Source organism: Veillonellaceae bacterium, assembly GCA_025992895.1.
In the GTDB taxonomy this organism is placed as follows: domain Bacteria; phylum Bacillota; class Negativicutes; order Veillonellales; family Dialisteraceae; genus Dialister.
Window position 1 is genome coordinate 625,286 of record DAJPGA010000001.1, and the last position, 20,082, is coordinate 645,367.

Below are 20,082 nucleotides of genomic sequence, written 5' to 3' on the forward strand. Positions count from 1 at the left end.
ATTACATAGAAATGAATCTTCATAAGTGAAAGATTTGAAGTGCGGAAAACGCAATATGCTTTAGGCGCCGTATATTCTCATGGAAAAAGGAAGATTCTCTATGTATAATATAAATAGGTATTTTTTACTTTAAACGGATTTTGTGAGTCATAAAGCAACAGTAATTTTGATGTAATGACAACTACTGCTGTGTTCATATACAATATGAATGCTTGAGAAAGCATTTTATATTGTATGCTTTCTCATATGATTAAGGAGTTTAATTAACTTATGGAAAATGTACTTCTTCATGCTGTGAAAGATACGGTCTTTATTGGCGGAGAGCCTGAGAAAGATGCCTTTCATATTGCGCTGACCGGGACAGCAGACTATATTCCGCATATGGGTGTTGTGGCTTTGACGGTGCGTGAGCATAATAAGGATCTCCCGCTTTGTTTTCATTTCTTTGTGAATCAGCTTGTGGATGAAGAGAAAAAGCATTTGGAGGAAATGGCGTTGATTACAGGATGCCCTGTGCAGGTTCATCTGATCGATGACAGAGCATTCAAGACTCTGCTTCTTTCAGATGGCAATCCTGCTTTCTTCTATCGTTTCCTGGTAGCACCGACACTGGCGCCTTTGACAGATCGTGGGCTTTACCTGGATGGGGATATGATGTGCCGAGGATCGCTTCGTTACCTGAAAGAACTCGACTTTGGAGATAAGATTGTTGTCGTCGTATCGGACAGAAATGAAAAAGCACAGATGAAACGCATGCATACAAGTCGTTATTTCAATGCAGGTATGATGCTGATGAACCTCGGTCCGTGGATGGAGCAGGGCTGCTTTGATGACATTGTCCGCCGTGCGCAGGAAAATGTAAAGCGTGTAGGCAACCGTCTTTCTCATCATGATCAGGATATCCATAATGAGATGCTGGATGGTAAGTGTCTCTATATTGAAAAGAAATATAACTACCTCTACAACTTGGATCGCCAGTCATTGTTCAAGAAACAGCCAGTGAATGAAGATTATAAGAATCAGGTCATCATTCATTTTGCCGGGCATGCTAAGCCATGGCACAGTTGGGTCCAGGGATGGCCGGTTGTGAAAGAATATGCTGCTATCCAGAAATCTTCGCCCTGGAAAGACGTACCTCTTGTTCCTCCGAAGGGGACAAAGAACCTTCATCAGGCAGCAAGAACAGCACGCATGAATGGCCAGTATGGTGCTATGATTGGTTGGTATTTGAAGTATTTTGCCGCAAAACTGTAATGGCGGAGTTCCTTCGGACAAACCGTTGATTGTTAGGGGATTTAAAGTAATTTCTTGGATTTAGACTTCTACGAGATCTAAATTGTCTAATTCATAAAAGTATAAAAATCTCAATGGGGGCGTAGGAGAGGAGAATTTATGGAAACGGATTTGGTGTCAATCATTGTTCCTGTCTATGATGCAGAACAGTTTCTTGACCGCTGTATAGAAAGCGCGCTCCACCAGACATATCAAAATCTTGAAATCGTCTTGGTGGATGATGGTTCACCGGATCGTTGCGGGGATATATGTGATCGACATGCCAAGGAAGACAATAGGATTGTTGTCATTCATCAGGAAAATGCAGGGCCGTCGGCTGCAAGAAATACTGGTCTGGATGCTGCAAAGGGTGACTTTATTTATTTTCTCGATTCAGATGACTATATAGATCTAAATACGATTTCTGTTTTGGTCGACACTGCCAAGAATGAAGATGCCGATATTGTTATTTCCGGCCATTATCGGGTGGAATCTAGTGGGGAAATTCGTGATGACGCTGCGGTCTGGCCAGAGATTCATTCAACTGAAGAAGCGAGACTGGCTGTGCTTAGAAATAAAATTCCCAATTTTGTCTGCAGCAAGCTCTTCCGTAGCTGGATTTGGAATGATTTACGATTTCCTGTTGGTGTTGTTATGGAGGACATGTATGTCATAGGTAAGGCAATGTATATTGCCAATAAGGTTGTTGTCAGAAAGAATCCGCTCTATTACTACAGTCATGAAAATGCGGGGAGTATTACTAGTATTTCGGGTACTGGATATCTGAAAATACGTTATGGTAAGTACTTAGCCTGGAGAGAACATGAAAAACTCGCACTCCTTTATGCCCCGAAATATGCTGAAGAGTGTGCAGCTAAGGCTTTGCATGCAGCGATTCGTTCCTATTATTTGAATGAAAGATTTCCTATTCTAACAGAGGTTCAAATTCAGGATATTCATGACTATGTGATCGGTCATAAAGATATACCTATGAGTTTTATTATGAATTTGATGAAAAATATGATCCTGAATAACAGTGCATTTATAACTATTTTCGGCGGAATTCAGGGGAAACTCGTTGAGTGGCAGTGCAGACGACGCGAGGCAAGAATCAGGAGTCATCCCAAAGTGGTAAAATAAGTAATCAATATAGACGAAAAGGGAGAGCGGGACATGAATGATGTCAGCATGGATAAACAGAGGTATTTAATTAAAGCATCAGGAGTTGCTGCGGCACTTTTTGCGGGAATCGCTGAGAATGGTTTTAGTGCCTCTTATTTCTCATATGCTTTGGCTGCTTTTCTTCTTTTCCTCTTTTATGATTTATATATGTCAAGACCCATTGACCGCAGCTTCCTTCCAGATGTTCGTTCAGCTAAATGGCTGTTTACTGGTATCGTTATTTTTTATGGAGTTCTTCTGATTTCTGCTTTTCTCCATGGTACCAAAGGAAGCGTTAATACGGTTCTATGGCAGTTTAATCTGACGATACCGTTTTTTCTGATGCTTTTCTGGCGTGCTCGTTATGATATTGATAAGGGATTTTTATGTGGTATGGCCGCAGGGGCTCTTGTCAACTGCATCTGGGCCTTTGTTCAGTTTCACGCTGACCCCAATGTACCAGCCATGGCCGGTTATGCACAGCAAAATCATTTAGGCACAGGTATTAATCTCATGTGGCCTTTCGTACTGTACATGATGTATAGGACGCAGGATACAAAGAAAAAAGTCATGTGGGCTGTTTTGCTTGTGTTGATGGCGGGAGCTCTTTACACTTCTAAATCAAGAGGTGCGGTGTTAGCTCTTTCGGGTGGCTTGATATTGACCGGCATCACTCTCATAGCAGCTTTGCGCGGAAAATTTAATTTAGGCCTGATTTTTAAAGGGCTTGCTGTTATTGCACTTGTTACTGCTGTATGTGCCGGCGGATTTTTGTATTTATCACATGATAAGAAAACAGGCCTTGATCCAGAGAGGGTCGGCGGAGAACGCCTTATGATGCTGGAAGCCAGCTGGGAGATGTGGAATGATCATAAGCTGACTGGTGTAGGTCCTGGCAAGTGGGGAGAGTATTATTACAGTCCCAAGTATCATCCGAAAGACGGGCATGAAAAAGGACATACCATGCCGCATGATATGCCTATGCTTTTCCTGACGGAAGATGGCATATTTGGCGTGGCAGCATACTTTGCATTTCTGCTTTTGACATATGGATACTTGTATAGAGCTATTCGTACCTCTCAGAATAAGGCCCTTGCATCCGCAATGATGCTTTCTTTTTTGATATTTACACTGCATGGTCTGGTGGATACGACAATTATTAATAAAATACCGGGCCGTATGTACTATATGATTCTCGGATGGTATGCAGGATATATTGCTTATGAGAGTTACCGCCAAAGGAGATTGATCTGATGGAGAGCAACGGAAATACGAAAATTTCGCTTATCGTACCAGTCTATCAGGCAGAGGAGTACTTGGCACGCTGTTTTGACAGTATTTTGAATCAGACATATAAAGATTTTGAGGTTATTGTCATTGATGACGGGTCAGAAGACAGGTCTCCTGAAATTTGTGATGCATATGCGAGAAGAGATTCCCGATTTCATGTATTCCATCAGAAAAACGGCGGTGTAAGTGTTGCAAGAAAAGCTGGCTTTGAAAAATCTTCCGGAGATATTCTTTATTGGATTGATGCGGATGATTATATTAGTCCAGATCTACTAGAAAAAACGTATTTTCTTTTTGAAGAAGAAAATGCAGATATAGTTGTATATGATATTGCAGATGATAATAATGGCAAAATCAGGAAGGTTCACTTTACTGAATCAGATTTAAGGGGATGGCAGCGCCGGGCTGTTCAGGCAGATTGCTCTGTCCTTTGGATGTTTGCATCTAGAAGGAGTCTGTGGAAAGGTCTAAAAATTCCTGTTGAATTAACACATTCCGGAGAAGACGGATACTTATCACTGCATCTCTTTTACAGGGCCAGAAATATTGTACATGGCTGTGGAGGAATGTATTATCAGGATGTAGCAAATGAAGCATCTTCAACGCATCGTGTTACGTCGCGTAAGTTTTGGGGAAGTTTCTGGATGTGGAAGGAAAGAGCCATGATTGCCAAATGCCGCTTCCCGGAAATATTTTCCTATTGTTGCTTAAATGCGTCTAAAGCAGCAATTAAAAGTTATTGTATCTCTGTCGTTCTGCGTGATCTTGAGGATAAGAGAAAACAAGGACTTTTCCGCTGGCTTTCCCATATGGAGAATCATCCTGCGAGCATCAGCCCAAGAGACAAAATTCTGCGTTATGCAATCGTTCATCGCAAGGAATGGATTTGCCGCTTGTATGCGCGCCATAAGTTGAAATAAAGTGGAGCTGAATTTAATGAAAATTGTGCTGGGACGTGTTCATCAGATGCGTGGCTTGAACGGCGGCATGGAAAATGTCTGTGCCAGAATGGCTAATGAAATGATTAAACGCGGCCATGATGTTACGGTTATCTCTGATGATCCCGATGGCGGAATGATGTATTTCCAATATGATGAAAGTACTCATTTTGTGAATTTAGCGGATTATGGAGAAGAAAAGGCGCCTGTCAGGCAGGCCCTTTTTAAAGTGATGCGTGAACTTGCCAGGCCGGTAAGCAAGGGAGCTGCTATGAGCTGGAAGAACCGTGGGCGTGCACTTCGCATGAGAGGGTCCATCCAACGCGCACTGGAAGAAGCAAATCCTGATGTTATCGTTTCTTTTGAGGCCTCTTCCAGTGCACTTTTCCTGGATGCTATGGGAAAGAATCATCTCCCTCTTGTGACTATGTTCCATTTCCCGACCGCTATGGCGGTGAATTGGGATGATCCGCAGGAAAGACAGGCTCTCTTAGACAGTGATGTAGTTCAGGTCTTGATGAATGCAGATATCGATAGTTTAAAGAAAAGGCTGCCGAAGGCTCGGGCTTTTCGTATTCCCAATGCTGTTCCGCAATATAGCAAGGAAGCAGACCCCGGGAAAGAAAGAACGCGACACACGATTATTGATGTTGCCCGTTTAACCAGGGAGCAGAAACAGCCTCATGTTTTAATTACAGCATTCAGCCTGCTTGCAAAAGAATTTCCTGATTGGGACTTGGAATTCTGGGGAGTTGATCCCGGTGATGGATCTTATCAAAAGTATCTTAGTGATCTCGTAGGGAAATTAGGATTAAACGATCGGGTTTTCTTCCGTGGTGTAACGACGGATGTTCTTTCTGTTTATCTGAATTCAGATATTTTTGCTATTCCCAGTTCATTTGAAGGATTTGGCCTTGCCATGACAGAAGCAATGAGTGCAGGCCTCCCGGCAGTTGGTTTTAAAAGCTGTGATGCAGTGAATGAAATCATTCGGGATGAAGTATCAGGATTTTTGACAGATGATGGGCCGGAGGCCTATGCGGAAGCCCTTAGAAAACTGATGGCAGACCCGATGCTTAGGAAGAAAATGGGTCATGCGGCAAAATTGGAAATGGAAGAATTTTCTCCTGAAAGAGTATGGGATGAGTGGGAGAAACTTCTTTCCAAGCTGGTTCAAAATAAAAAACAATAATTTCACCGCCCTTCACGGGCGGTTTTTTATTTCCTTGCTACTCTTTTCTCCTCATCCCCCAAATCTTTATTCTGCTATGCATCGGCTTCATGGAGTTTATAATCTTTATGATTATTTTCTATTTGAATATTGATACAGCATTTTGGATAATATAGGAAAATTACGTGATTGATCCGTGTCTTTCCGATGGAGGGAAGGGCTGGTATCAATAAAGAGCTGGCCGGCTGCGGAAGGTCTGGCGGTTCTGTTTATGTTTCTTGACGAGCTCCGTGGAAGGGAGCTGGCAGCGGGAAGGCTGCGTCGGGTTTCGTGCGGGGAGGAGGTATAGGTTTTTTCAGGCGGGCGCCAGTCAACGTGCCGCCTTTTTGTTGTGCTCAAAAACCGGCGAGGCCGGTGTGTTGTGGGAAAGGTTGGTCCATGATGGAAGGTACAATGGAAGATTACAAGGGCAGTGGATTAGGAAGGAAAAGGAAAGGTTTCATGCTCCTGGAGCTCATCATCGTCGTGGCGATCGTGGGGATTTTGTCGGCGGTGGCTATGCCGGATATCCTTGGCATGACGAATGATGCGAAGGCGGCTCGTATTCAGGCGGATTTGTCGGCGATCGGAACGGCGTCAGAGATGTATTACGTGAAGAATGGCGAGTACCCGACGGCGCTTTCGCAGCTGGTGGATACAACGGGAGCGAATGGGTATCTGAAGAAAATGCCGGAGCCGCCGGATAAGAGTGTGACATACACGATGGGCTCGAAAGGTGAAGTGACGGCTGTTTTCAATTCTGTGACGTACTCGTCTTTCGGAACGACGAGCACAAGTACACAGCAGTCGTAAGAGGTTCCCATGAGAAGCGGAGGGGAAGACCGGTTATTGTGGGAGGATGTCTGGCAGGGCGGGAGAGGATTCCTTCTGCTCGTGATTTCGTGCGCCCTGTATGCGGGTCTTCTTTTCATGACGGAGGGGAAGGCCCGTTTTCTGCTGCCATTTTTGCTCTTCTTCCCTGCACTGGAGGACAGGCGGACGGGGTATATTTCGGACGGCTGGAGTGCGCTTCTTCTTCTCTGCGGCCTCCTGACTTCGTATGAGGCGGGGATGATTTACTTTGCTATCCTTTCAGCGGCGCTTGCGGGCGGCGTTTTCTTTGTGCTTCGCCTGGCGTCCGGCGGAGGCGCGGGGGAGGGAGATATATTTCTGGCCGCTGCGATTGCATCCTGGCTTTCTCCGGTGGGAACGCTCGGTTTCCTCTGGGCGGCGTCGGCTTCGTGCGCGCTCTTTTCCCTGCCTCTTTTGATTTCGGGAAGGAGGTCGCTTGATGACGGGATCCGTTTCGCGCCGTTCCTTGCTGCCGGAGGGATCGCGGCTTTCTTCTTCGAGGAAACGGGGCTTACGCTTCTGGCGGCATCGTGGCTTTGTTCTCGCTGAAGCGCTCATTGTACTTCTGATCGTTTCGCTGGGGATGGCGATGGCGGTTCCCTCGCTGTCTGACTGGCAGGAGGAGCGGCAGCTCGATCTGGCAGCGGAAGAGCTGGCCTCGGCTATCCGTGAGGCACAGACGGAGGCAAGGAGTGAGACGTCTCGGTATGGAAATGTCGTGGCGCGGACGTACTTTTTCTGCGCACAGGACGGCGACCACGTCTCTTATTTCACAAGAAAGGGCACGACGACGATCCGTCCGAAAGGCTCGTTCCCTGAAAACATCCGCGGGACGGGCAATCTGAACCTGACGCTTCGGAAGGACGGCTATGCCGGGGAGAGCAGCAAGTATTCAATGTATTTGAGGACGAAGGACGGAAAGTATGCGCGCCAGATCGTGGTGGCGGCGTACACGGGGCGTGTCCGGATCGTGAGGGACGCATGAGGAGAGAGGGCTTTCTTCTGGTGTGGGCGGCCGCGGCGCTGGCGATTGTCATGACGCTTGGCGCGGGCGTTTTTCTCTCGGTGTCCGTGGCGGCAAAGCAGGAGGCAGAAAGGGAAATTTCCCTTGATGAAACGCTGATTGCCCAGGATGCCATGGAGCAGATGAAGGCCAGCGTGCGCCTGGGTGAGCCCGTTTCCATGCCTGAAGAAATCGTGAGAAATGGCAGGACGTATACGGTCGAGATGAGTGAGGAGCCCGTCTATGTCGAAGCTGTCCCGATGAAGCGGATGAAGGCGGAGGTCTCGGATGCGTCCGGGAAGTCCGTTTCATTTTCTGTCCTGATGGAGGATCCGCAATGAAACGAAAAGGATTTCTTCTTCTGGAAGCTCTGATTTCCCTCTTCATCCTGACCTCGCTCGCGCTTTCCATCTTCCCTCTGGCCACGGAGACGGCACGGGTGATCGACAGTCTTGCAAAGCGCGGACGGCTTTCGAGCGAGGCGCTCTCTGTTTCCGACTACATGACGGAAAAGATCAGGAACGGCAGGCGGATGGCACAGGTCCCGGTCTCCGGCGACCGGTACACGTACTACGACCTGAACGAAAGGGACGTCGAGGCGCGGTATACGTTTTATATCGACAGGGAAAAGCTGAAGCTTCTTCTCTACAACGGCCTTTCGGAACCGGTGACAGGCGAGAAGACGGGAACGGGCGAGACGATCATTTTCTCGCCGTCTGAGGAGGATCCGGTGTTTTCTCAGGAAATGGGCGCGCTGCGTCTTCATTTCCTGATGGAGCATAAGAACGGGATCGACCAGGTGGACTGTGAGACGTCGGTCATTCCTTATGCGGATTTGTATAAGAAGGGGCAGCCATATGTCTAGGAGGAAGGGGACGCTTTCAATCATCCTGATTCTCCTCTTCTCGGCACTCCTTTCGGCATCGACGGCGCTCGTCCTTTTCCTCACGAGGGGCAGCGCGGCAGCGGTGTCGCATGAAGAGGGGCTCCGCTCGGTCTATGCGGCAGAGAGCGGGGCGAACTGGGCTCTTTCGCGCCTTTCCTCGGGCGCAGGCGGAAGCACGTCGCTCACGCTGGAAGAGGGAGACCGGACGATTCTTGTGAGGATCACGGATGACGGGGAGAGCGGCAGGATCAAGGTCCGCTCGGAAAATGAAAAGGGGGATCACCGCCGGTTCCTGACGATTGATTTCTCTTCGGAAACGGTGGATGGAAAGCGCATTTTGACGGTGGAGGATATTTCAAGTGTTCCATTTTGATACCTCAGTTCTTACGAAGGAAGCGCTGCTCATGCGGGCAAGGCGCTTCTTTTCGGGTACGAAGAAAACGATTCTCCTCCCGATGGCAGGCAGCCTTTACGGCGCTGACATGCAGGAAGGGAAGTTCCTCCATTTCGCTTCCGTCCCTTTTCCCCACGACAAGGAGCCGGAAAAGATTGCCAAAGCTCTGGAAGCGCTCGCAGAGAAAGGCATCCGCGGGAAATCCCTGATGCTCATTGCGACGGGACGTGATCTCCGGACGAAGGTGCTGCATCTTCCGGAAATGGATGAGGATGAAATGCACGAGTCGCTTTCCTGGGAAGAGGACAGGATATTCCCGGGCGATGAGCCGCTCCGGACCGGTCTTCGCGTCCTTTCGCACACGCCGCAGGCCTGGCACATCCTCTTTTCTTCTGTTTATGAAATCACGGTCACGCGTTGGATAGAAGGCGCGCGTCTGGCCAAGAAATGCCTCGTTTCGCTCCTCCCTGTGACGGATATCCCGCTTGCAGAGGGGCCTTACGGTGTCTGTTTTGCAGCAAAATCGACGGCGCAGCTTTTCTTCTACCACGGCGAAAAGGTCAGAAGCCTCAAGGCCAGGCAAAGCGAGAGGGACAAGATACGACGCTTCTTCCTGAGGGAGGCAGATGGCATGGAAGGGGAAGTGCCATGCTTCCTCGTGCCGCTTTTTTCCTGCACGGAAGAAGAACTGGCTTACTGGAAGGCATCCCTGCTCGCCGCGATTTCGGGCGGAGAAGTTCCCGAGGAAAATCCGGACATCGTAGAGGAAGAGGAGGACGCTTTCTCGGCGGTGCTTGCCTACGAGGATGCGCCTGACACCAGGGATTTCTCGGAAGAAGAAGCGTCTGCCAATCTCAAAGTGATGATTCCTGCCGAGGAAGAGGGATTTCTTCATGAAACGGCATTTCGTCTCCTCATGGGCGCGGAAAAGGCAGGGACGGTCATTCCTTCCGGCGCGGTGCGGAGGCTCTTCACGGAAGAGAACCGCGGCCTTCGCATGGCGCAGGGAGCGGCGGTGATATCGTTCCTTTTCTGCCTGACGGGCCTTGGAATGTTCGTCTCTGCCGAGAAGGATTTCCTCCATGAAAAAGAGCTTTCCATTTCCCTCTCGCCGGTCAGGAAGGAAATGGAAGCGTATGAGAAGGAGCAGCATGAAGCGCGGGCACTCGAAGGCATGCTGCGGAAGCTGGAGAAGGAAAACATGCACTGGGAGCAGAAGCTCGCGTACCTTGGCGAATCGATGCCAAGCGGCGTCGTCTTAAGGGAAATCGCCGAGGAGAGCGGGGAAGTGCGTCTCGAAGGGACGGCGCAGACACCTGAGGCCGTCGGGATTCTACGTGATGTCGTCGCCTCTTCCTGGGGCGGGGAGACGAGAATCGGGAAGCGGAAGGGAAATCCGCTGACGAAGCTCACGGATTTCACAATCATCTGGACGAGGGCGGATGAAACGCCGAAGACGGATGCGCCCAGAAAAGCAGTCAGAAGGACGGTGAAGAAATGAAGCTCGAACCAATCCTGCATGATACGAAGTACAAGAGAGGGTACCTCGCGCTCGCCTTTCTTCTCGCCCTGACGGGCTGCTTTTTCGTCGAGCGTTCCTGGGACAAGCAAGAGTCGGCCGGCCTCATGGCGGCAGAGAACCAGAAAGCGCTCCATTTCAGGGCGCCGGAAGAGGGGACGTACCTGCCCTTTCTGACAGAGCTTTTCGGGAAAGCAAGCGCGCCGGAGCTTGCTGAAGCGCTCGAGGAGAGCGGCGTCATCGTGACGAATATCTCGGAAAGTGAAGGAACTATCGACGAAAACGGAAAATTTCAAAAAATACGTGTACAAGGTACCGGAAGCTTTGCCCAAATTGTCCGCGGCTTTGATATAATAAAAGGCAAAGAGAGATGGAATGCGATGGATCTCAAATCATTGAAAAGAGAGGGAGGACAGTTGTCCTTCGACGCGGAGATCCGTACCTTCCAAAGCCGAGGTACCTATGAAAAAGAGAAATATAGTTCTGATCGGTCCCATGGGGACAGGAAAGAGCCGCGCGGCGAGGATTCTCGCTGACGGCCTGGACTGGCAGCTGGCCGATACGGACCGCATGATGGAAAAGGACACGGGGATGCGCATCGCCGAGTACTACCAGAGTGCGGGGCCGGATGCGTTCACTGCCAAGGAAAAGGAAATCATCAACAGAGTGCGCTTCTACCATGAAGCGGTGATTGCGATGGGCGGAAATTATCCCATGACGGAGGAGAAGTTTCATCTCCTCTCCGAGCATGGCGTCGTCATCCTGCTCTATGCGAAACCATTCCGCCTGGCCGAGCGCGTGAGGCGCCGCATCGGAAAACGCCCGACGATGGACTACTCCGATGTGGACGGATACGTCCGTCAGATGCTGAGGAAATGGACAAAATGGAGAGACAGGGTCGATCTTGTCATCAATACGACGAACTGCCATCCGGAACAGACAGCGCTCATGATTGCGCGCTACATTGACAAGCACAATATAGGATTTGCAGCACGGCGGGGACCGGGGTATCCCGGCCGTGAGGAACACACCGAGAAGAGAGCGCGGAACGGCCGGCCCTCTTCCCATGGGAGAAGATCCCAGTAGTCGGCCGCAGGGAGGGATTTTCATGAAAAGACTAGCTGTACTCACAAGCGGCGGAGATGCGCCGGGCATGAATGCGGCCGTACGGGCGGTCGTAAGGACAGCCCTGGCGCTTGGATGCCAGATTTATGGAATATACAGAGGCTATGCAGGACTTCTGGACGATGATTTCGTCCGCATGGAATCCTCCTCCGTGAGCGGCGTCGTCCTCCATGGCGGCACCATGCTGAAAACGGCCAGATGCAAGGAATTTCTGGAAGAAGAAAACCAGATCAAAGCGGCAGAAACGCTGAAGCGCAGAGGCATCGACGGCCTCGTCGTCGTAGGCGGAGACGGCTCCATCAAAGGCGCCGAAGTCCTTTCGAAACTGGGCATTTCGACTGTCACCATTCCGGGCACCATCGACAACGACATGCACGGCACCGATGAAACTATCGGCCACGATACCGCGGTGAATGCTGTCGTATCCGCTGTCAGCCGCATCCGCGACACCGCCAGCGCCCACAACCGCGCTGCCATCGTCGAAGTCATGGGACGCTTTGCAGGAAACATTGCCTTAGACTCCGGTCTTGCCTGCGGCGCCGAATACATCCTCGTCCCCGAAGTTCCCTTCAGCCGCGAGAAACTCGCCAGAAGCCTCAAACGCCAGATGGAAGAGGGCAGGACGAACAGCATCATCATCTGCGCAGAAGGCGCCGACGACGGAAGAGCCCTCGGCGAATGGCTCAAAGAAAGAACCGATATCGACATCTGCACCACCATCCTTGGCTTCATCCAGCGAGGCGGCCAGCCAAGCGCCAAAGACGCCATCCTGGGATCCACCCTGGGAGCCGCAGCCGTCAAAGCACTCCTTGATGGAGAAACCGCCGCCCTTGTCAGCATGTGGGAGGGCAAAGTCACAAAAGTATCCTATGAAGATGCGAAACATATAAAGAAACCCTTCAACCAGAAACTCTACGATCTCGCAGAAATGCTTGGCGCAGCCCAGGTAGAAGGAAACATAAGAGAATCAGGACTGTAAGAAAAGGAAGAAGGAGCTGTGGCGAAGTGATTGCACATTTTGCCACAGCTCCTTTTTCTATTGGAATATTCCATTAAAGGATTATCTAGCAAATGTATTTATTGTTTCTGTCTGAAAACCACAAAACCTCGCTTCGCTCGAGAACTACATCTCATTCCCCGGCTTCGCCGGGACCTTTGGTATGATTCAACAAGAAAGACAGAATAATATCATAAATATATTAGGAGGTCATTCTTATGCCATGTAAAACCAAAGCGTCCCCGGAGGAAATGTTAGACCAGATTGCTTCATATCTCTATCAGGGTGTTACGATTACCCAGGCAGCTGAAAATCTTCATATGAGCCGCATAACATTCAGGAAATGGGTCCTCCGGTATAAAGAGGAGGGCTTTAAGGGATTGCGGCCCAGGCAGCATTTGTCTTACTACTCCAATCAGATGAAGATCCAGGCCGTAAAGGAATATCTTAAAGGCGGTGTTTCCATGCTTTCCGTCTGTGCCAAATACAGAATTTCCGGCACACTCTCCCTTAAAACATGGATTGAGGCGTATAATGAGCATAAGTTGACAGACCTCGTTTCTGAAGGAGGAGATCTTATGGGCAAACGCCAGCAATCGGTCAAGGAAGAGCGAGTCAGAATCGTTCAGGAGTGCATCGCCAGTGGATGCGATTATAACAAGATAGCCAAGAAGTACAACATGTCCTACCAAACGCTCTACACATGGGTAAAAAAGTTCAAGGAAATGGGCGAAGTTGGTCTTGAGGATTACAGAGGAAAGCCGATCAGGCTCCAAACGCCCCGGACCGAAGAAGAACAGCTGCGTCAGGAGAATGCCAGACTTCTTGAAGAACAGAAGGATCTTATAGCAGAGATTGCCCTGCTAAAAAAAAAGATGGAGATAGAGGAAAGGTTGCGTTCCTCGAAGGATTCAGCCTTACTCACCTTCTCAGAGATTTTAAAGCCATAAAAGAAGTCCATGAAGAAACCAACATCTCCATAGAAAGTCTCTGCCGACTCTCAAAGGTCTCCCGGGCAGCTTATTACGGATGGCTGAATCATATTAAGAGCGGCCGTGAACTGCTGAGAGAAAAGGTCGCACAGGAGGTCATGAAAACCCATCAGGAATATCCGGATATGGGATACCGCCGGATTAACGATTGGATCAAGAAGGATGACAACATCAATATAAATGTAAGCGACAGTCTGGTTCTTCGTATCATGCGGATACTTAATATTAAGTCCGTGATCAAGTACAAGACCGATGGTTGCACTCGTAACGCAAAGGATCCAAAGTACATTTTTGAAAACCTGCTGAACCGTGACTTTGATGCCGGCGTGTCCAATGCAAGATGGATGACGGATGTCACTGAATTCAAGTACACAACTGCTGATGGAGTTTTGCACAAGTTATATTTAAGCGCGATTATTGACGGCCATGATCGCCGGATTGTCTCTTATGTCATCGGCGACAGGAACAATACTGCACTGGCTTTTGAGACAATGGAAAAGGCACTTAAAGAGAATCCTGGAGAACATCCAATGATTCATACCGACCGCGGATTCCAGTATACAAGCAACGGATTCCATAAGATTGTTGAAAAAGCAGGACTGGTTCACAGCATGTCCCGTGTAGGCTGCTGTGCAGACAACGGTCTGATGGAAGGGTTCTGGGGAATGCTGAAGCGCGAACGTTACTACACACGTAAATTCACCAGCCGTAAAGCAGTGGTAAGCATGATCAACGGCTACATCTACTTCTACAACAACAAACGCATTCAGCGCAAATTACATCTTTTAGCTCCAATGGAAGTATTCAACGCAGCTCCAATGGCTGCATGATTAAGATTAAAGTACGATTAGATTTTTTATGATATTTATTTGTCTGTATTAACAAATCCGCACCACCTTCTCCTTCGGAGCAAGGTTAACACCCTTAAACCTCGCTTCGCTCGAGAAAAGGGAAAAGCAGCGTTTTAACGAATTTTGCCACAGCTCCTTTTTGATTGGCAGAATAACTTATAACATTTGTGGATAAGATGGGGGTGAACCCCTTTTCGACTGGCTGGTTCTCCGCTTGCGAAGCAAGGAAGTGGTTTTGACCTTCCCAGACGGGGAAGAATGCCTTTGACCTTACCCTGGAAGGGAAGGTGCCCGACCTCAAATTCTGATGTCGGGCGGATGAGTTGCATTTCCTCAGCCTTTAGGCTGGTTTTGCGGTTTTTCTCCGCATTCCCCACGCAAAAAGAGCACACGAAAGCAGGCTGGCTTTATGTGCTCTTTTTTTGTTTATGTTCTGTTATTCTTCGATTTCAGCGGTTTCCGGGAATGCTGCCAGGAATTCTTCCATGGCTTTGCTTAAGCGGTGGCCCTTCTGGCAGAAGAAGGTCTTTCCGATCGGTACGTCTGGCATGGCGAGCGGGCGGAAGGTGAGGGTTTCTGTCGGATAGATGTCGCCTTCGTCCCTGACGACGATGCCGAATGCCATTTTGCTTTCAGCGGCGTCCATGGCAGAGGAACGTGTGTCGACGGAGAAGAGGATTCTCGGGACGATGTTGTGGGAGCGGAAGAGTTTCTTGATGATTTCTTCGGTGCTTCTGCTGACGGCGAGCGGCTGTCCGGCGAGCATGTCGGGCGTGATGGTCTCGTTTTCTTCGAGAAGCGGGCTTCCCTTCGGGCCTGCGATCATGATCTGGCATTCTTCTTTTCTGAGGATCTTGAAGAAGGATGGATCAGGGAGCGGCGCATTGGCGATGCCTATTTCAGAGACGCCGGTGCGGATATCGTCGACGAGCGTGGTGTGATAGGATTCGCGGATGCGGAAGCAGAGGTCCGGGTATTTCTCATGGAACTGCGGAATGATTTTCTGGAACAGGAAAGGCGCGTACGACGGGAAGACGCTGATGCGCAGGGTTCCTGTGAGGCCTGCTGTGAGCGCTTCGATTTCCGCGTGCGTTGTCTGGTCTGTCTCATAAATCTGTTTTGCCTGGCGATAGAAGATCCATCCGGCTTCCGTGAGTTTCAAACTGTGCCGGCCTCTTCTTGGGTCGACGAGCGCAGCCCCGTATTCTTTTTCCATCAGCTGGAGCTGACGGGTCAGTGCAGGCTGTGCGACATGGATCTGGCGCGATGCCTTATTGAGGCCCCCCGCCTCGACGATCGCAATGAAATTTTTGTAAAATTCCAGATTCAAGTGAATTCCCCCCTATTCTATTGGTAAAAAAAGAACTTATACGAATACGCGATTCCGCTTATTCGAAAAATAATGAACATATAACAATCGAGATGTTTAATTATGCTGAATCGTTATAAGTGAAATTCATTATCTTTATTTGAATTATATGACAAGATGGGCTATGCTGTAAACAGAATTTCAGTGCAAATTTGTATAAATCTTGGGTTAGTTATTGAAAATTTAGAAAATTTGAGGTATTTGGGGATATGGATGCGATTCTGCAGGGGTTGTCAGGTATTTTTGAAGTAGCTGTGATTGCGGGTCTGGGGTTCTTTTTGAGCCGGATGGGTTTCTTTTGGGAGTCCGCCGGGAAAGATCTGACGAAATTCACGATGTCAGTGGCACTGCCGCCTCTGATGATTTATTCTTTATACTCGAATTTCACGCATGATCAGCTGATCGAAACAGCGCCGGACATGCTTCTTCCTTTTGCCTCGATTTTCGTGGCGTACCTCGCCGGCCGCGTCCTGGCCAAGGTGCTGAATATCACGAAGGGCCGCCGCGGCGTCTTCACCTGCACCTGCTGCATTGCGAATGCCATCTTCATCGGCCTTCCTGTCAATATGGCGCTCTTCGGCGAAGCGAGCGTGCCTTCCTGCATGCTGTACTATATCGCAAATACCGCGATGTTCTGGTTCCTTGGCGCGTACCTCATCGTCAAGGATGCCGGCGGTGATCATAAGTTCACTGTGAAGGAAATGCTCATGAAGCTGCGTACGCCGCCGCTCATGGGATTCATCACAGGCGTTCTCCTCATTCTCCTCAATATTCCGCTGCCGCATTTCCTTTTGACGGCATGCCATTACGTAGGAAATATCGCAACGCCGATGGCCCTCATCGTCATCGGGATCCAGATGGCGCATATTCCGTTCTCCGCGATCCGTCTCGACCGCGATCTTGTGGGCGCGATGTTTGGACGTTTCGTCCTTTCACCGCTCTGCCTTTTCATCCTGCTGCCGTTCATTCCGGTCAGCGCGATGTCCGCGAAGGTCTTCCTCATGCAGGCAGGCATGCCGGCTATGACGAACATGACGATTCTCGCCAATTCCGTCGGCGCCGATGCCGATTACTCGACGATGATCAACTGCGTCTCCCTGATGCTGGGGATCTTCTTCATTCCTTTTTATATGTACCTCCTCTCCTGAGGATATACATAAATAATCCCTTCCTCCCGATGGAATCTCTTCCCGGATTCCATCGGGATTTTTACTGCGCAGGGCCGGCCGGAAAGGGCGCTCGCGCTCCCCGCCCGTGGTATAATAATCTTTAGAATGTATAAATAAAATAAAGGAAATTTTGGATACAGGAGGGATTTCTATGAAGAAAAGTTTCAAGCCCGCATCATGGATTTATCCGCAGCCGGCGCTCGTCATCGCTTCCCAGGACAAAGCAGGGGAGACTGATGCCATGGTTGCTGCCTGGGGCGGCATCTATGACACGAACAAGATCGGCTTCATGCTCGACCATAATCACAAGACGACGGACAACATCCTGGAAACCGGCGCCTTCACCGTCAGTATGGCGACCGTGAAGACGATGGCAGAAGCTGACTACTTCGGCACCGTTAGCGGCCACAAGGTAAAAGGGAAAATCGAGAAAGCAGGCTTCCATGCCGTCAAGAGCGAGCATGTGGACGCTCCTGTCATTGAAGAATTCCCGCTCACATTCGAATGCAAGGTCGTGAAGACCACACAGGAAGGCGAAGACTGGTACATCGTAGGAGAAATCGTCAACATCCTGGCCGACGAATCCGTCCTGACTGGCGGCAAGCTCGACCCATCTCTCATCGAACCTCTGACATTCGACCCCGTCCACGGCACCTACATCCGCTTAGGCGACGTCGCAGGCCGCGCATGGAAAGAAGGAGCCAAATTTACCAAAGAATAATTGCATAAAGAGGGAGGGATTGCGGTAGAATGCTGACTCACCTTCCCAGACGGGGAAGGTGCCCGAAGGGCGGATAGGGTTGATTACCACGGACGAAGTCCGGTTGTATGGTTTTTCCATCCGTTCTTTATCTGGGCAGACCAGCCCTTCTTATTTTTATCAGATTTTTGTTAGGACTGAATTTGTCTATTTCCTCGATAGATAAATTTCAGAGAAAAGGCGGCTGTGGCAGGATGATCGCGCATTTTGCTGCAGCTTATCTTTTACTAGAAATAGAAATGGAGTATATATGACGGAACTGGCAAGAGAATCCTGGAAGAAAGCGCTGTCCTTCCTTCTCGTCCTTGTGGCGGTCTTCATGATGGCGGGCTGCGGGAATACGCAGTCGCTTTCTTTCAAGACACCGGCTGGCGAGAAGCTGGAGGTCAAGCTCGACACGAAGGATGATTACTCGATGGAGTATACGAGCGATTCGCTCATCGTTCATCAGGCGAAGAAGGTCATGCTGACCTGTGCATTTCTCACGAAAGCACAGAAGGCGCAGCTCCTAGACCGCGTGAATGAGATGGGCGTCACAGACATTTACAAGCAGGACGGCGAGACGTTCAGCTACGGCATGGCAGGGCCGCAGGGACTGGTCAATTACTACATCGAGCCGATCGGAAATGACACGTATCTCTATGCAGCGACGTACCTGCCGTATGATGCGCTGACAGAGGCCGTTTCCCGTCTGCATTTTGAGGTAGCAAAATCATGAAGATCATCGTGAGTGCCTGTCTCCTTGGCGTTCCCTGCCGTTACAAGGGAGGCGCGAATACGGATGAAGGCGTCATTTCCTTCGTGGAAGGGATGGACGTCATCCCTGTCTGCCCCGAGGTCGCTGCCGGCATGCCGGTCCCGCGTCCGCCCGTGGAAATCCGAGGCGGCCGTATCGTGCGGAAAGACGGAACGGATATGGATGAAATCTACAGAGCCGGCGCAAGAAGAATCATGGAAGAAATCAAGGGTGAAGACATCGCCTTTGCCATCCTGAAAGCAAGAAGCCCGACCTGCGGCGTGCATGAAGTCTATGACGGCACATTTTCCGGGACAAGGGTGCCCGGAGAAGGCGTTTTTGCAGCGATGCTGAAGGAGGCCGGAATCCCCGTCTATGATGAGGAGGATCTGGCAGCAGGACGGATTCCGATGGATGTAGAAAGTGAGGGAAGAAATGCTGATCGGAGGAATTGAGGCCGGCGGGACGAAAATCGTCTGCGGAGCGGCAGAGGTGACGGAGGAAGGCATCCATATCCTGGACCGGATGCGCTTCCCGACGAGGCGCCCGGAAGAGGCAGTCAGGAAAGCGGCGGACTATTTCAAAGATTTCCCGATCAAAGCATTGGGCGTTGCCTGCTTCGGGCCGCTGGATCTCCGGAAGGACTCTGCGACTTACGGCCATATCATGGCGACACCGAAGAAGGGCTGGGAGCATTTCGATCTTCTGGGGCCTCTTGAAAAGGAAATCGGCGTGCCGGCCGTGCTCGATACGGATGTGAACGGTGCTGCGCTCGGCGAAGGCGCATACGGCGCAGGAAAGGGGAAATCCGTCGTCGCTTACATCACCGTCGGAACCGGCATCGGAGTCGGACTTTCCATCGGCGGCAAGCCTCTCCACGGCCTCGTCCATCCAGAAGGCGGCCACATGCCAGTCGTCCGCGCGCCGGGGGATACGTATGAAGGCTGCTGCGCCTTCCACAGGGATTCCTTCCTGCCAGCCGGATGCCTCGAAGGGTATGCCGCAGGACCCGCCATCGAAAAACGGTGGGGTGAAAAAGGAGAGAACCTGGGAAACCGCAGCGAAGTCTGGGAGATGGAAGCGTTCTATCTCTCGCAGGGCGTATCGCAGATCGCGCTTCTCTGCTCGCCGGATATCATCATCCTGGGAGGCGGCGTCATGCACCAGGCATCCCTCTTCCCGATGGTCAGGGAAAGAGTGAAGAACCAGATGCACGGCTACGTCCATGCGCCGATCCTTGACGGAGATCTTTCGGATTACATCGTCCCGCCCGCTTTGGGAGACGATGCAGGACTTGCCGGTGCCTGCCGCATAGGCTATGATTTATTGAAATCTTGAGGAATCGGAAATAAAAGGGAGGAAAGTTGAGCAAAATTCATTCTGCTGCGCTTTCCTCCTTTGCAATTTCCCTGAAAAACATATATACTATAGATAAATATAAATAATTCATAAAAATATTATTTCGAGATCATGCAAATAAATTCTATTTAGAGATATTTATTAATAGAGATGTTATAAATATTTAGCATATCTAATTCCTTAAATATTCTATAAGGAA

Annotated in this window: 23 protein-coding genes; 22 read left to right on the forward strand and 1 reads right to left on the reverse strand. The window is 49.9% G+C overall.

Features of this window, described 5'->3' with window-relative positions; all coding sequences use genetic code 11:
- The first annotated feature begins 270 nt into the window (after nucleotides 1–270).
- The 17 genes from OIM03_02470 (at nucleotide 271) to OIM03_02550 (ending at nucleotide 14,469) form a co-directional block, all read left to right on the forward strand.
- Nucleotides 271–1,254 carry a hypothetical protein gene (locus OIM03_02470; GenBank protein HJI73138.1) on the forward strand — a complete coding sequence of 328 codons (984 nt, stop codon included), beginning with the start codon at nucleotides 271–273 and terminating at the stop codon, nucleotides 1,252–1,254.
- 138 nt (nucleotides 1,255–1,392) lie between these two features.
- Nucleotides 1,393–2,412 carry a glycosyltransferase gene (locus tag OIM03_02475; GenBank protein ID HJI73139.1) on the forward strand — a complete coding sequence of 340 codons (1,020 nt, stop codon included), beginning with the start codon at nucleotides 1,393–1,395 and terminating at the stop codon, nucleotides 2,410–2,412.
- Between the two features lie 33 nt (nucleotides 2,413–2,445).
- The gene (locus tag OIM03_02480; protein HJI73140.1) at nucleotides 2,446–3,687 is read left to right on the forward strand and encodes an O-antigen ligase family protein; all 1,242 of its coding nucleotides are present in this window, start codon (nucleotides 2,446–2,448) and stop codon (nucleotides 3,685–3,687) included.
- The gene (locus tag OIM03_02485) at nucleotides 3,687–4,643 is read left to right on the forward strand and encodes a glycosyltransferase (protein ID HJI73141.1); all 957 of its coding nucleotides are present in this window, start codon (nucleotides 3,687–3,689) and stop codon (nucleotides 4,641–4,643) included. Before OIM03_02480 ends, OIM03_02485 begins: the two co-directional genes overlap by 1 nt.
- A 16-nt stretch (nucleotides 4,644–4,659) precedes the next feature.
- Nucleotides 4,660–5,853: a glycosyltransferase gene (locus OIM03_02490; protein HJI73142.1), complete on the forward strand. Its 1,194-nt coding sequence runs from the start codon at nucleotides 4,660–4,662 to the stop codon at nucleotides 5,851–5,853.
- Nucleotides 5,854–6,270: 417 nt separating this feature from the next.
- Entirely contained in the window at nucleotides 6,271–6,684 is a 414-nt protein-coding gene (locus OIM03_02495; GenBank protein ID HJI73143.1) for a type II secretion system GspH family protein, read from the forward strand.
- A 9-nt stretch (nucleotides 6,685–6,693) separates the two neighbouring features.
- A complete protein-coding gene (locus tag OIM03_02500) occupies nucleotides 6,694–7,272 on the forward strand; it encodes an A24 family peptidase (protein HJI73144.1) in 579 nt (192 codons plus the stop codon).
- Between the two features lie 169 nt (nucleotides 7,273–7,441).
- A complete protein-coding gene (locus OIM03_02505; protein HJI73145.1) occupies nucleotides 7,442–7,708 on the forward strand; it encodes a hypothetical protein in 267 nt (88 codons plus the stop codon).
- A complete protein-coding gene (locus tag OIM03_02510; GenBank protein HJI73146.1) occupies nucleotides 7,705–8,067 on the forward strand; it encodes a hypothetical protein in 363 nt (120 codons plus the stop codon). The genes OIM03_02505 and OIM03_02510 overlap by 4 nt, the downstream gene beginning before the upstream one ends.
- Nucleotides 8,064–8,591 (forward strand): hypothetical protein, encoded by a 528-nt coding sequence (locus OIM03_02515; protein ID HJI73147.1) that lies wholly within the window; start codon nucleotides 8,064–8,066, stop codon nucleotides 8,589–8,591. The genes OIM03_02510 and OIM03_02515 overlap by 4 nt, the downstream gene beginning before the upstream one ends.
- On the forward strand, nucleotides 8,584–8,985 hold the full coding sequence (locus OIM03_02520) for a hypothetical protein (GenBank protein ID HJI73148.1): 402 nt from the start codon (nucleotides 8,584–8,586) through the stop codon (nucleotides 8,983–8,985). The genes OIM03_02515 and OIM03_02520 overlap by 8 nt, the downstream gene beginning before the upstream one ends.
- Nucleotides 8,972–10,507 (forward strand): hypothetical protein, encoded by a 1,536-nt coding sequence (locus OIM03_02525; GenBank protein ID HJI73149.1) that lies wholly within the window; start codon nucleotides 8,972–8,974, stop codon nucleotides 10,505–10,507. The genes OIM03_02520 and OIM03_02525 overlap by 14 nt, the downstream gene beginning before the upstream one ends.
- Nucleotides 10,504–11,061, forward strand: coding sequence for a hypothetical protein (locus OIM03_02530; GenBank protein ID HJI73150.1), 558 nt, complete (start codon nucleotides 10,504–10,506; stop codon nucleotides 11,059–11,061). The genes OIM03_02525 and OIM03_02530 overlap by 4 nt, the downstream gene beginning before the upstream one ends.
- Entirely contained in the window at nucleotides 10,988–11,611 is a 624-nt protein-coding gene (locus tag OIM03_02535) for a shikimate kinase (protein ID HJI73151.1), read from the forward strand. Before OIM03_02530 ends, OIM03_02535 begins: the two co-directional genes overlap by 74 nt.
- Nucleotides 11,612–11,633: 22 nt before the next feature.
- Entirely contained in the window at nucleotides 11,634–12,629 is a 996-nt protein-coding gene (locus OIM03_02540) for a 6-phosphofructokinase (GenBank protein HJI73152.1), read from the forward strand.
- A gap of 269 nt (nucleotides 12,630–12,898) precedes the next feature.
- Nucleotides 12,899–13,597, forward strand: a complete 699-nt coding sequence (locus OIM03_02545; protein ID HJI73153.1) for a helix-turn-helix domain-containing protein — start codon at nucleotides 12,899–12,901, stop codon at nucleotides 13,595–13,597.
- 29 nt (nucleotides 13,598–13,626) lie between these two features.
- Complete coding sequence (locus OIM03_02550; GenBank protein HJI73154.1) at nucleotides 13,627–14,469, forward strand: IS3 family transposase; 843 nt, start codon at nucleotides 13,627–13,629, stop codon at nucleotides 14,467–14,469.
- 457 nt (nucleotides 14,470–14,926) lie between these two features.
- Here the strand turns inward: OIM03_02550 and OIM03_02555 are convergent, their stop codons facing one another.
- The gene (locus OIM03_02555) at nucleotides 14,927–15,820 is read right to left on the reverse strand and encodes a LysR family transcriptional regulator (GenBank protein HJI73155.1); all 894 of its coding nucleotides are present in this window, start codon (nucleotides 15,818–15,820) and stop codon (nucleotides 14,927–14,929) included.
- 248 nt (nucleotides 15,821–16,068) lie between these two features.
- Between OIM03_02555 and OIM03_02560 the strand changes: the two genes are divergently transcribed.
- From OIM03_02560 to OIM03_02580, 5 genes are all read left to right on the forward strand, one after another.
- A complete protein-coding gene (locus tag OIM03_02560; GenBank protein ID HJI73156.1) occupies nucleotides 16,069–17,007 on the forward strand; it encodes an AEC family transporter in 939 nt (312 codons plus the stop codon).
- Nucleotides 17,008–17,179: 172 nt separating this feature from the next.
- On the forward strand, nucleotides 17,180–17,749 hold the full coding sequence (locus OIM03_02565; protein ID HJI73157.1) for a flavin reductase family protein: 570 nt from the start codon (nucleotides 17,180–17,182) through the stop codon (nucleotides 17,747–17,749).
- 289 nt (nucleotides 17,750–18,038) lie between these two features.
- Entirely contained in the window at nucleotides 18,039–18,506 is a 468-nt protein-coding gene (locus tag OIM03_02570) for a hypothetical protein (protein ID HJI73158.1), read from the forward strand.
- Entirely contained in the window at nucleotides 18,503–18,979 is a 477-nt protein-coding gene (locus tag OIM03_02575) for a DUF523 domain-containing protein (protein ID HJI73159.1), read from the forward strand. Before OIM03_02570 ends, OIM03_02575 begins: the two co-directional genes overlap by 4 nt.
- Nucleotides 18,960–19,862 carry an ROK family protein gene (locus OIM03_02580; GenBank protein ID HJI73160.1) on the forward strand — a complete coding sequence of 301 codons (903 nt, stop codon included), beginning with the start codon at nucleotides 18,960–18,962 and terminating at the stop codon, nucleotides 19,860–19,862. Before OIM03_02575 ends, OIM03_02580 begins: the two co-directional genes overlap by 20 nt.
- The last annotated feature ends 220 nt before the right edge of the window (nucleotides 19,863–20,082 follow it).